This window comes from Actinoplanes sp. DH11 (assembly GCF_020873875.1).
Classification (GTDB): domain Bacteria; phylum Actinomycetota; class Actinomycetes; order Mycobacteriales; family Micromonosporaceae; genus Actinoplanes.
Genome location: NZ_JAHWGU010000020.1, coordinates 141,156 through 153,527, shown reverse-complemented (window position 1 = coordinate 153,527; position 12,372 = coordinate 141,156). Strand labels below are relative to the sequence as shown.

At 73.2% G+C, this 12,372-nt stretch carries 9 protein-coding genes; 6 read left to right on the top strand and 3 right to left on the bottom strand.

Translation table 11 applies throughout. The features are described from left to right. Positions 1-11: 11 nt before the first annotated feature. Positions 12-596 (top strand): hypothetical protein, encoded by a 585-nt coding sequence (locus LPA41_RS27095; protein WP_229073712.1) that lies wholly within the window; start codon positions 12-14, stop codon positions 594-596. Positions 597-648: 52 nt separating this feature from the next. After that, the gene (locus LPA41_RS27090) at positions 649-3,021 is read left to right on the top strand and encodes a PAS domain S-box protein (protein WP_229073711.1); all 2,373 of its coding nucleotides are present in this window, start codon (positions 649-651) and stop codon (positions 3,019-3,021) included. A 167-nt stretch (positions 3,022-3,188) separates the two neighbouring features. Here the strand turns inward: LPA41_RS27090 and LPA41_RS27085 are convergent, their stop codons facing one another. Then, complete coding sequence (locus LPA41_RS27085) at positions 3,189-5,264, bottom strand: ATP-binding protein (protein WP_229073710.1); 2,076 nt, start codon at positions 5,262-5,264, stop codon at positions 3,189-3,191. A 124-nt stretch (positions 5,265-5,388) separates the two neighbouring features. On the opposite strand from LPA41_RS27085, the gene LPA41_RS27080 reads away from it, so the two are divergent. The 4 genes from LPA41_RS27080 to LPA41_RS27065 all read left to right on the top strand — a co-directional run bounded on the left by LPA41_RS27080 (position 5,389) and on the right by LPA41_RS27065 (position 11,264). Further along, positions 5,389-6,549 (top strand): S8 family peptidase, encoded by a 1,161-nt coding sequence (locus tag LPA41_RS27080; protein WP_229073709.1) that lies wholly within the window; start codon positions 5,389-5,391, stop codon positions 6,547-6,549. Between the two features lie 170 nt (positions 6,550-6,719). Further along, complete coding sequence (locus LPA41_RS27075) at positions 6,720-8,078, top strand: NAD(P)/FAD-dependent oxidoreductase (RefSeq protein WP_229073708.1); 1,359 nt, start codon at positions 6,720-6,722, stop codon at positions 8,076-8,078. 63 nt (positions 8,079-8,141) lie between these two features. After that, entirely contained in the window at positions 8,142-10,319 is a 2,178-nt protein-coding gene (locus tag LPA41_RS27070; protein WP_229073707.1) for an ATP-binding protein, read from the top strand. A gap of 9 nt (positions 10,320-10,328) precedes the next feature. After that, the gene (locus tag LPA41_RS27065; RefSeq protein ID WP_229073706.1) at positions 10,329-11,264 is read left to right on the top strand and encodes a 1-phosphofructokinase family hexose kinase; all 936 of its coding nucleotides are present in this window, start codon (positions 10,329-10,331) and stop codon (positions 11,262-11,264) included. Between the two features lie 60 nt (positions 11,265-11,324). Here the strand turns inward: LPA41_RS27065 and LPA41_RS27060 are convergent, their stop codons facing one another. Together LPA41_RS27060 and LPA41_RS27055 are read right to left on the bottom strand one after the other, a co-directional pair. Continuing rightward, the gene (locus LPA41_RS27060; RefSeq protein WP_229073705.1) at positions 11,325-11,732 is read right to left on the bottom strand and encodes a hypothetical protein; all 408 of its coding nucleotides are present in this window, start codon (positions 11,730-11,732) and stop codon (positions 11,325-11,327) included. A 48-nt stretch (positions 11,733-11,780) separates the two neighbouring features. Then, entirely contained in the window at positions 11,781-12,353 is a 573-nt protein-coding gene (locus tag LPA41_RS27055; protein ID WP_229073704.1) for a dephospho-CoA kinase, read from the bottom strand. Positions 12,354-12,372 lie beyond the last annotated feature (19 nt).

The following is a 12,372-nucleotide window of genomic DNA, read 5'->3' as shown; positions in this document are numbered from 1 at the left end:
ACGGTGAGCAGATGGACCGGCCCGGTGCGATGAGTCTCGCCGACGTCGTCAGCGAGATCCGCCGGCGGCTGGCCGAGCAGCACCGCGTGGTCCCGGAGTACGTGATCCGCGACGCCGTGGAGGCAGCCCTGCACCGCCGCTTCCCGCAGACGCCACCGGCCGGCCTGCTGGTGCCGATGGCGGTCGCCGACGAGCTGATCGACGGTTTCTGTGCCGGTGCGACAGCCACCGACGAGGACGACGCGACGATGCCGGCCGTGCTGAGCGGCGAGGAGACCGGCCGGCTGATGACGGCCCTGGGCCTGGCCGTGCACGTCGCCGCCTTCAACCTGGACCGGGACCGCCTGCATGTCGCCCAGATCCTGAACGGCGCCGCCGCCGCGCTGGTGGCGCTCGGTGCCGCCGCTCGCGCGGCGCACGCCGACGGCACCTCCGCCGTGCTGCTCTCCCCCGCCACGCTGCGCACCGTGCGCACCACCGTGACCGGCGTGCTGCAGGGCATCGAGAGCCGCGGCTGGCAGGCGCAACACCTCGATCACGACGCGACGACCGGCCTGCTCACCGGGGTGCTGACGATGCTGGGCGCGGTGCCCTGACCCGGGACGCCCCGGCGCTAAGAACCGCCGTTTCCCGGCCGATCAGGACGGTGTGGTCGATCCGCTGCCCCGGGTCCTGGACCCGGAGCGAGTGGCCGCGGTTCATGCGACAGGCGTGCTCGGCGGGCCGGAGCCGCCCGGTCTGCGCCGGCTGACCCGGCTCGCCGCCCGCCTGGTCGGCACCCCGACCGCGCTGGTCTCGATGGTCCTCGACGACCGCCAGGTCTTTCCCAGCCAGATCGGCCTGCCCCAGCCGTGGGCGGAGCGCGGGGAGACCCCGCTGTCGCACTCGTTCTGCCAGCACGTGGTCGACGACAACGCGCCGCTGGTGGTGAGCGATGCCCGCCTCGACGATCGGCTGCGCGACAACCTGGCGATCCCGGAGATCGGGGTGATCGCGTACGCCGGGATGCCGATCCGGGTGGACGGGCAGGTCCTCGGTGCGTTCTGCGCCATCGACGGGGAGCCCCGGGAGTGGGACGCCGAGGATCTGGCCGTGCTGGAGGACCTCGCGGCGGCGGTGTCGACCGAGATCGAGCTGACCCGGACGGCACGGCATGCCGAGGAGACCTCCGCGGTGGTCCGCCGGATCCTGGAGGTGTCGCAGGACGCGTACGTCTCGATCGACGCGGACGGCGCGGTGCTGGAGTGGAACCCGGCGGCGGAGCAGTTGTTCGGCAGGTCACGCGCGGAGGCGACAGGTGCCGACCTGGCCGATCTGATCATCCCGGCCGAATTCCACGCGGCGCACCGCGCCGGGCTGGCCCGGATCCGCGCCGGCGGCCGGTCGAAGCTGGCCGGGCAGCGCATCGAGCTGCCGGGGGTGCACCGGGACGGCCGCCGGTTCCCGGTCGAGTTCACCTTGCAGGCCACGCACGCGGCGGGCCGGACGGTGTTCCACGCCTTCCTGCACGACGTCAGCGAACGCGTCGCGGCCGAGCAGGAACTGCGGCGGCAGGCCGAGCTGATCGACGCGGCGCCGGCCGCGATCATCCTGCGGGCGCCGGACGGGACCATCCGGTTCTGGAACAGGGGCGCGGAGCAGATGTACGGCTGGCCGGCCGCGTCCGCCGTCGGCCGCGACATCCACCACCTGCTGGACACCACGTTCCTCGGCGATCCCGCGGAGGTGGCGCAGGCCCTGGCGCGGTCCGGCCACTGGGAGGGCGAGGTGACGCACCGCCGGGCCGACGGGCGCACGGTGGCGGTGCTGAGCCGGCACGTGGTCCGCCGGGACGCGGACGGCGCCGGTCACGAGGTGATCGAGACCAACACCGACATCACCGCTCGCCGGCAGGCCGAGGAGAGGCTTGCCGCGAGCGAACGACAGTTCCGGGTCCAGTTCCACCAGTCCACCGTGGGTCAGGCCATCGTCGGGCTGGACGGGGTGATCCGGCACGTCAACGACGCGTACGCCCGGATGATCGGCTACCGCCCGGAGGAGCTGATCGGCCGGCGCAACGAGGACTTCACCCACCCGGACGACCGGGCCGACGGCCGGCTCGCGACGGCGCGCCTGTTCAGCGGGGAACAGGAGTCGTACGAGCGGACCAAGCGCCTGATCCACGCCGACGGCCACCCGGTCGACGTCCACATCGGAGTCCGGCTGGTCCGCGACGCCGACGGTGCCCCGCTGCACCTGATCGGCGTCATCCAGGACATCACCGCCCGGGTCCGGGCCCAGCGCGAACGCGACGCCGCGCAGGCCGTGCTCGCCGAACGCAACGCCCAGCTGGAGCTGGCCAACGGCGAGCTCCAGCGTGCCAACCTGCTCAAGCTGGACCTGATGGGGATGCTGTCGCACGACATCGGCACCCCGCTGGCCTCGATCCTCGGTTACGGCGAACTGATGGCCGAGGACGGTCTGCCGGACCGGATGGCCGGTCCCGCCGCGAAGATCATGAGTGCCGCGCACCGGATCGACGAGCTGCGGCACAACGTGCTGGCGATGTGCACCGTGAGCGAGACCCGGTTGCGCGCGCACCGGCACCGGGTCGAGCTGGCCGAGGCGCTGCGCGACGCGCTGGACGCGGCCGACCAGGAGGTCCCGCTGCGCTGCCCGGACGGGGCGGCGGTGCTGGTCAACCCGGCGCACCTGCGGCAGATCGTGGTCAACTTCCTGACGAACGCCCGCAAGTACGGCGGCGGGGCGACCGCGATCGTGGTCACCCCCGGTGACGGCACGACCCGGATCGCGGTACACGACGCGGGGCCGGGCGTGCCGGTGAAGCTGCGCGAGCACCTGTTCGAGCGCTACACCCGGGGTGCGCCGGGCGTCGCCGACGGGCACGGGCTGGGCCTGCACATCGTGGCCAGTCTGGCCGAGGCGAACGGCGGTTCGGTCGGGTACGAGCCCGGCCGGCCCACCGGCAGCGTCTTCTGCCTCACCCTGGAGAACGCCACCTTGCCGGTCCGACGCGCTTAGAAGCGTTTGTCTGGAGGTTCCAGTTCGGCTTGCTCGCCTCGTAAGCGGGCTTCGGTCGATGGATGGGTGACCAACTGAGTGGCCTTCGGCCGGCGTCGGCCGGCGCGGCGGCGGTCTGCTCCACCCGGCATATCAGTTGCACTGCTGCAGCTCTGCTTGCGGTCCGGTCACCGGGCCGGCATCCGGCCGTCGGAGCGGTGCGAATCCAGGGAGAGCGCGTACAGGGACCGGCCGGCGGGCAGCGTGAAGGACATCCGGCTGCCGCTGCCGTACGGGTTCGGCAGCGCCTCGATCGTCCCGCCGTGCCGCTCCACGATCCGCTTGCAGATCGCCAGTTCGAGGCCGTGCCCGCCGTCGGCCCGGCCGCTGTGGAAGTTGGTGAAGATCTCCTTCCGGACCGTCTCCGGCAGCCCGATCCCGTTGTCCAGGATGTCGACGCGCAGCATCCCGTTGCGGGCCGGCTGGCAGGAGATGCTGACGTACGGCGTGACACCCGGCGGCGTCGGCCCGAGCGCGAAGTCGACCAGGTTCTCCAGCAGTTGCCGGGTCAGGACCGGGTCCGCCTCGACGGCCTCCAACCGGCCGACCTCGAAGTAGGGCGGCGGCGTACCCGTGTTCTCGGCCTGTTCGTAGCGACTGTTCACGATGTCGCCGACGAGCAGGGCCAGGTTCACCGTGGTCGGCATCAGCTTGCCGTCGCGCGCCGCGGTGTAGGCGAGCAGCCCGTTGAGGAACGTCCGCATCCGCGCCGCCGCCCGCTGGATCCGCGCCACCCGCTCGGCCGGCTGGTACCCGGCCAGCTCGTGTTCGAGCACCTCGGACCAGCCCTCGATGGTGGTCAGCGGGTTGAGCAGGTCGTGGGCGACCACCCCGGCGAACGACATCAGCTCGTCGCGGTGCCGGCGGTCCGCGGTGACGTCGTGGAAGACCACCACGACGTGCTGCGGCCCGTCCGCGCGGACCGCGATGCGGGCCACGTTGAACCGGACGATCCGGCCTTCCGGCACCGCCGCGTTGCGGACCAGCACGTCCATCGGCTCGACCTCCTCGCCGGCCAGGGCCCGGGCGTAGGGCAGGTCGGCGTCGGCGAGCGGCCGGCCGTCCGGGTGGAAGAAGCCGTAGTCGCTGCCGAGCGCCACCCCGCCGGCGACCGTGTTGACCGAGCCGAGCAGGCGGCCGGCGGCCGGGTTGCGCAGCACCAGGCGGCCGGCCGGGTCGAGGATGGCCAGCCCCTCGGTCATCGAATTGACCACCGTGGTCATCATCCCGGCCTTGTCGAGGGCCTCCTGCTCGGAGTCGCGCAGCCGGTCGATCAGGGCGTTCCGCTCGTTGCGGCTCAGCGCCAGCGCCAGCCCGGCGACGGCGAGAACGACCAGGTACAGCTCGATCACCAGGACCCGGGTGCGGGGATCGGCGATCTCGGCGTACGGGCCGGCGCCGGTGAGGGTGCAGCCCGCGGCGACGCAGCTGAAGAGCAGGGAGTGGCCGATCGCCAGGGTCATGGGCATCCGGACCGCCGCCCAGACGGTCAGCGGCAGCAGCGCGAACCCGATCGGCAGCCCGTGGTTGATGACGAAGGTGTAGTAGTAGGCCCCGGCCGAGACGACGAAGATCGCCGCGCACTCCAGGCCGGCCGCCCGGCTCGGCGAGGCCCAGCTGCCGCGGCGGACGTCGGCGGCGTGCCGGACGGCGACCCCGAAGGTCAGGACGCTGGCGGTGTCGCGGACCACCCGGGTCGCGAACGTGGTGAGGGAGGCCTCGCCCTGGAAGATCTGGTCGCCGATCGCGTCGATGCAGGACATGGCGGTGGCTGCGAGCACGGCGGCGAGCAGGATCCCCCAGAGGTCGGCGAGGGTGCTCAGCGGCCGGCCGCCGCCCGCACCGGCCCAGAGATCGGGCGCCAGCCGGGCGGTCAGCGCCGTGAACGTCAGACCGGCGGCCACCGCCGCGCCGGCGTGCACGAGCGCCGCCGGCACCGCCACCCCGGTGACCGTCAGACCGGCCACGGTCAGCACGGCCAGCAGCACGATGTCCGCCCAGCGCCAGGGCGAGTCGCGCCGCATCACCAGCCACGCCGCCGCCATGCCGGCCGCCGGCCAGATCACCGGATCGCCGGCGTCGTCGAGTACGGTCAGCCGGCCCACGACCACAGCGAGCAGGTACAGCACGGCGTAACCGAAGACCCGGGCACTCATACCACTCAGTTCGGCACGGACGACGATCCGCTGAACAACGCGGACCACCACACTCTGATATATCCATTTCGATATCTGCCAGGAGCAGCGGCCGGACTTTACTCTCCCCTTAAAGCCGAGTGACGGGCGTCGATCCCCCAAGGCGCTCGCCGGCAGGCGAGAGAGGAAGAGCATGGCGATTCGACGACACGGCCGCATGCTGGCCGCAGGTCTGTTCGCGCTGGCCGTGGTCGCGACCGCGACCCCGGCCGCGGCCGCACCGGCCCTCGGGCAGATCCGGCTCGCCGGCACCGCTACCGCGGTTCCCGGCAGCTACATCGTGGTCCTCAAGTCGGGCGCACAGCAGGCGACCCTGACCAAGGCCTACGGCGCGAGCGTCAAGCGCAGCTTCGGCAAGGCCCTCAACGGTTTCGAGGCCACCCTGACCGAGACGCAGGCCCGGCGGCTCGCCGCCGACGCGGAGGTGGCGTACGTCGAGCAGAACCAGCGGGTCCAGCTCAACGCGACGCAGAACAACGCCACCTGGGGCCTGGACCGCATCGACCAGCGCGCCCGGCCGCTGAGCACCACCTACACCTACCCGGTCACCGCCTCCAACGTCACCGCCTACATCATCGACACCGGCATCCGCTACACGCACAGCCAGTTCGGCGGCCGGGCCACCCCCGGTTACGACGCGGTCGGCTCCGGCGCGGTGGACTGCAACGGCCACGGCACCCACGTGGCGGGCACCGTCGGCGGCACCACCCACGGCGTGGCGAAGGCCGTCCGGCTGGTCGGCGTCCGGGTGCTGAGCTGCACCGGCGGCGGCACCACGGCCGGCGTGATCGCGGGCGTCAACTGGGTCACCCAGAACGCCGTGAAGCCGGCGGTGGCGAACATGAGCCTCGGCGGCGGCGCGAGCACCGCCCTGGACAACGCGGTCGCCAACTCGGTCGCCTCCGGCATCACCTACGCCCTCGCGGCCGGCAACAGCAACGCCAACGCCTGCAACTCCTCGCCGGCCCGCGTCCCCTCGGCGATCACCGTCGGCGCCACCACCAGCACCGACGCCCGGGCCAGCTACTCCAACTACGGCAGCTGCCTGGACATCTTCGCGCCCGGCTCGTCGATCACCTCGGCCTGGTACAACAGCAACACCGCCACCAACACGATCAGCGGCACCTCGATGGCCTCGCCGCACGTGGCCGGCGTGGCCGCGCTGGTCCTCTCCCGCAACCCGTCCTTCTCGCCCGCCCAGGTCGCCTCGTCGCTGATCGGCAGCTCGACGCCGAACGTGGTGACCAGCCCGGGCAGCGGTTCGCCGAACCGCCTGCTCTTCGTCGCCCAGTAGAACCACCCGCAAAGGGGGCCCGGCCGGCCGGCCGGGCCCTTTCGCGCGCCCCGACGAAACGGCGCCCGGCTTTGTGACACCGGGCCCCGGTGATGATCGTCATCGCTGCGTACGGACTTCCCGCGCCCGTACCGGGGTTCTACTGAGTGGAACCAAGGAGCGTGAAAGTGATGACCGAGCAGGCACAGCACCGCGTCGTCATCGTCGGGGCCGGTTTCGGCGGCAGGTACGCGGCCCGGGCGCTGCGCAAGGCCGGCGCCCGGGTGACAGTCCTCAACGGGACCAACCACCACGTGTTCGAACCGCTCATCTACCAGGTCGCCACCGGCGTACTCTCCCCCGGCGAGGTGGCCACCCCGGTCCGCGAGTTCTTCCGCGGCCAGCGCAACACCGAGGTGCTGCTGGGCTGGGTGACCGACATCGACGTCGAGGGGCGCACGGTCACCGCCGCCGCGCCGGACGGCGTGCCCTACCAGGTTCCCTACGACACCCTGATCCTGGCCGCCGGCACCACCGGGTCGTACTTCGGCAACGACCGGTTCGCCGAGCACGCCCCCGGCCTGAAGAGCATCGACGACGCCGTCGAGCTGCGCGCGCGGATCATGAACGCGTTCGAGATGGCCGAACTGGAGACCGACCCCGCGGCGGCCGAGCGCTGGCTGACCTTCGTGATCGTCGGCGCCGGGCCGACCGGCGTGGAACTGGCCGGGCAGATCGCCGAGATCGCCCACCGCACGCTGCCCGGCGAGTACCGCCGGATCGACCCGGCGAAGGCCCGGATCGTGCTCGTCGACGCGGTCGACCGGGTGCTGCCGACCTTCTCGCCGGAGTCGTCGGCCGCCGCCGCCAAGCGGCTCCGCAAGATCGGCGTCGAGGTCCGTCTCGGCGCCCGGGTGGTCGACGTCGACGCCACCGGCGTGGAGCTGGTCACCGGTACGGGCACCGACCGTCTCACCGCGATGACGAAGATCTGGAGCGCCGGCGTCTCGGCCGCCCCGCTGGCCCGCCGGCTCGCCGAGGCCACCGGCGCCGGGACCGACCGCGCCGGCCGCATCAAGGTCGAACCCGACCTGACCCTCCCCGGCCACCCGGAGATCTTCGTGGTCGGTGACGTGATGAGCCTCGGCGGCCTCCCCGGCGTCGCCCAGGTCTCGATCCAGGGCGGCACCTACGCCGGCCGCACCATCCGGGACCGGCTCGCCGGCAAGCCCGCGGGCAAGCCGTTCCACTACTTCGACAAGGGCAACATCGCCACCGTGTCCCGGTTCTCCGCGGTCGCCGACCTGCGCGGTCTGCGACTGAGCGGGCTGGCCGGCTGGCTGCTCTGGCTCGGCGTGCACTGGGCCTACCTGCCGAAGGGCCGGAACCGGGCGAGCGCGCTGGTCCGCTGGGCGACCGCCTTCCTCGGTCGCAGCCGCCCCGAACGGGCGGTCACCAGCCAGCAGATCCGGGCCCGGACCGCGCTGCGGCAGACGGCAGCGGCCGAGGCGCCGGCGGCTGAGGCGGTCCCGGCCGGCCCACCGGCCTGACCGGGCCGCCGGGTGGGGGCGGCCCGGCTCAGCCGGTGCGGCACGGTGTCCGATAGGACAGCTGTGAGCCGGAAGCGACCGGGTGCCGCCGCCCTCAGCGCGCTGGTGGCCGCGGCCGGCTGCGTCGTCACGCTCGTCGTGGCCGGCTCCCTGACCGAGCGCGAGGAGGTCGCCGCCGGCGTGCAGATGGACCGGCGCACCACCACCGCCGCCCAGGCGGTCCGGTCCGAGACCCGGCGCTACGCCGACATCCTGCGCACCACGGCCGCCGCCGCGGGGGCGCAGGAGGAACTGACCGCGATCGAGTACGGCCGGATCACCCAGCCGCTGCGGACCATGCAACTGGCCGGCGCCACCTCGATCGGCCTGGTCGTGCCGAGCACCGACGACCAGCTCGCGGCGGTCCAGGAACGCTGGCGCGGCCTCGGCCTGCCGAACCTCACCCTGCACCCGAAGGGCCACGGGCAGCACGCGTTCGGGGTGGTCACCACCACGCTGGACGGCAGCCCACCGGGCGCCGGCATCGACCTGATGCAGGCCGAGGCGCCCGCGGCCGCGCTCGCCGAGGCACGCCGCAGCGGACAGGTGGCGATCTCCGACACCTACCAGCTGCTCATCGACCAGACCGTCCCGGCGGACCGGCGGCAGAACTCCTTCGTCCTGGCGGCGCCGATCTTCCGCGGCTCCGGGCAGAGTTTCCTCGGCTGGCTGGTGCTCGGGGTGCGCGGGCAGGACTTCATGCGTGACACGTTCGAGCAGACCGCGCAGGGCCTGCTCGACCTGACCCTGACCGCGGACGCCGCCGACCGGCGCGAGGTCACGGTCGCCCGGCTGGCGGCGGCCGGGGACGGGCCGCGCGATCTCACCCGTACCGTCGACGTCCCGGTCGCCGACAAGCGGTGGACCCTGCGGGTGGCCGCCTCGTCGAAGGCTCTGCCCGGTGCGCGCAGCATCGTGCCGCTCGCCGTCACCGCCGGCGGGCTCGGCCTCACCGCCGTGCTGGTGGTGCTGGTCTGGGTGCTGGCCACCGGCCGCGACCGGGCCCGGGGGCAGGTCCGGGCGGCGACCGCGGAGCTGCGGGCCGGTGAGGCGGCGAGCCGGCGGCAGGCCGACCTGCTGGGCGCGGTCCTCGACGGGATCAGCGACGGCGTCGGCGTGGTCGGGCCGGACGGCCGGTTCCTGCTGCACAATCCGGCGGCGATCCGAATCCTGGGGCGCGGCGACCCGGTCGAGGGGATGGAGTCCTGGCAGGGGCATTTCGGCCTGTTCCGGGTGGACGGGGTAACCCCGTTCCCCACCGGGGAGTTGCCCCTGGTCCGGGCCCTCGCCGGCGAGGACAGCGACCAGGTCGAGATGGTGGTCCGCCACCCCACCCACCCGGAAGGCCTGGTGATAAGCGTGTCGGCCCGGCCGATGGAGACCTCCGCGGGCGGCCGCGGCGCGGTCGCCGTCTTCCACGACATCACCGAGCGCAAGCGCGTCGAGACCGAGCTCCGCGGCTTCGCCGCGGTGGTGGCGCACGACCTGAAGTCCCCGCTCAGTTCGATCCTCGGGTACGCCGACCTGATGCTCGAGGACCTGAACCAGGTGGCCGCCGACGGCGATCCGGAAGCTCTCGCCGAAGCCCGCCGCGGTGCCGCCAAGGTGATCGACGGCGCCAACCGGATGCAGCGGCTGATCACCGAACTCCTGGACTACGCGGCGGCCCGGGACGCCACGCTGCGGCTGGCCGACGTCGACCTGCGCTCACTCGTCGACGATGTGGTGACCACCCGGACCGACGCGCCGGACGGGCCGGACGGGCCGGGCTCGCGCCCGGACGTCTTCGTCGGCCCGATGCCGGCGGTGCGGGCCGATCCGGTCCTGCTCCGCCAGGTGATCGACAACCTGATCGGCAACGCGATCAAGTACACCCCGCCGGGCCGGGCGGCACGGATCGACGTCACCGCGCGGACGGAGGCGGACGGCACGGTACGGGTCCAGGTCGCCGACCGGGGCATCGGCATCCCGGCCGGCGAGCACGCGCTGGTCTTCGACAGTTTCCACCGGGCCAGCAACGGCACCGCGCATCCCGGCACCGGCCTGGGCCTGGCCATCTGCCGCCGCATCGTGGAACGGCACGGCGGCCGGATCGAGGCCGGCCCGAACCCGGGCGGCGGCACCGTCTTCGTCTTCACCGTTCCCGCGGCCGAGCACGATCCCGTACCCGTCCCCGGGGTTGAACCCGTGGAAAGCGGGTAGCTGCCTCCCATGCCAGCCGACGACCCGGGCACGGTCATGGTCTTCGCACCCGTGCCTCAGCTGACCGTCACCATCGAGCAGCAGTCCGGCGAGCCGGAACTGCACGTCCACCCCGGCGGCCAGGGCATCTGGCAGGCCCGGATGTGCGCGGGCCTGGGTGCGTCGGTCACCCTCTGCGCCGTGGTCGGCGGGGAGATCGGCGAGATCATCGCGCTGCTGCTGCGGGACGAGCAGATCGAGGTACGCGCCGTCCGCCGCTCCGCCGGCAGCGGCTGGTACGTGCACGACCGCCGCGACGGCTCCCGGGACGAGATCGCCGAGCACGCCGGCGCGCCGCTCGGCCGGCACGACCTCGACGAGATCTACAGCACCACTCTGGCCGCCGGCATGCGCGCCCGGGTGAGCATCCTCAGCGGCCCGGCCGCCCCCGACGTGGTCACCCCGGAGGTGTACCGGCGGCTCGCCACCGACCTCGGCACGCACGGTGGCACCGTGGTAGCCGACCTCTCCGGTGACCACCTGACCGCCGTGCTCGAGGGCGGCGTCGGCTTCCTCAAGGTCAGCCACGAGGAGCTGCTCGACGCCGGCCGCGCCGCCGACGACAGTGTCGACGCCCTGGTCGGCGCCGCCCGCAAGCTGCGCGAGGAGGGCGCCGGCGCTGTCATGATCAGTCGCGCCGACCAGCCCGGCATCGCGCTGCTCGACGACGAGCCGCTGCTCGTCGAGCTGCCGTCACTCCAGGTCGTCGACCACCGCGGCGCCGGCGACTCGATGACGGCTGGTGTCGCCACCGTGCTGGCGCGCGGCGGCAAACCGCACGAGGCGATCCGGACCGGTGCGGCGGCGGGCGCCCTGAACGTCACCCGGCACGGCCTCGGCACCGGCCGCAAGGAAGCGATCCTCGAGCTGACGAAGCGGGTCCGACTCTCCCCGATCACGAGCTGACCCGCACCGCCCGCCGCCGGAGCGTCCGTCCTGGGCGCCCACGACGGCGGGCGGCGGACGTCAGGCGACGGCGTTGGCCCAGACGCTGCAGGTGTCGGCCTGGATGACCCCGCCGTCCCGGAGGCAGACCCGGAAATTCACCACACGGCCCTCGGGGATGCTCTTGTTGAACTCCTGGCTCTGCCCGGAACCGCCACCGAAGTAGATCCCCGGCTGGTTGACCCCATCGATCATCCAGTAGACGTAGACGCCCGCACCGTCCGGCTCCCAGTCGAAGAGCGTGAATTTCTCCCCGAGGTCGTAGAACTGGGCCATCCCGGCCGCGCCGGTGAAACCGTTCCCGGCCCGGGTGTGTGCGATACCGGACCGCCCGGCATGCGCCGGCGTCACACCGGTGGTGATCACCAGCGCCGCGGCGGCCGCCGTGGCGGCCAGGCCGGAAAGAAGTCGTCGCGTGAGAATACGCATGGTCGTGGCTCCCCGTGTCGGTCCAGACAGGACGGATGTGGCCCGACGCTATCGACCTCGGTCAAACGCTTCCGGCCGGTCGCCCGCATCTCCCCGATCGCCGGTCCCGATCACCAGGGTCGCGTTCTCCCGGACCCGCTCGGCGGCGTAGAACGCGTCCTCGTGCCGGGCCCACCGCGACCAGTGCGGCGCATATGCCGCACCGTCGCGGGCCAGGGCGCGGCGCTTGCGCACCGCGGCGGGGGCCTCCAGCCAGACGATCCCGCAGAGGTACGGCCGGAGCAGCCGCGCACCCGAGCCGACGCCCTCGACGACCAGCCAGTCCGCCGCCGGCACCGGATGATTCCCGCAGTACCTCCCGGCTGCCCAGTCCCACCGCTGCCACACCGCCGGCCGGTCCTCGGCGAGCGGCCGCAGCACCCAGTCGTGCAGCGCCCGCACGCCGCGGTCGAGGCCGTCCCACCCGGCGTAGAGGTCGTCCATGTGCAGCAGCGGCGCGTGCAGCCGGGCGGCGACGTCCCGGGCCAGGGTGGTCTTGCCCGATCCGGAGCGGCCCTCGACGGCCAGCACCCGCCGGCGGCCAGCGGAGGGGGACGTGCCGGCGGACCACGCGACGATCACGTCGGCCGGCGACGGCGGG

Bases quoted from the DNA above. Each gene is read 5' to 3' on its own strand.
- LPA41_RS27095 (WP_229073712.1), top strand. From the start codon at position 12: ATGGACCGGCCCGGTGCGATGAGTCTCGCCGACGTCGTCAGCGAGATC.
- LPA41_RS27080 (WP_229073709.1), top strand. From the start codon at position 5,389: ATGGCGATTCGACGACACGGCCGCATGCTGGCCGCAGGTCTGTTCGCG.
- LPA41_RS27075 (WP_229073708.1), top strand. From the start codon at position 6,720: ATGACCGAGCAGGCACAGCACCGCGTCGTCATCGTCGGGGCCGGTTTC.
- LPA41_RS27065 (WP_229073706.1), top strand. From the start codon at position 10,329: ATGCCAGCCGACGACCCGGGCACGGTCATGGTCTTCGCACCCGTGCCT.
- LPA41_RS27060 (WP_229073705.1), bottom strand. From the start codon at position 11,732: ATGCGTATTCTCACGCGACGACTTCTTTCCGGCCTGGCCGCCACGGCG.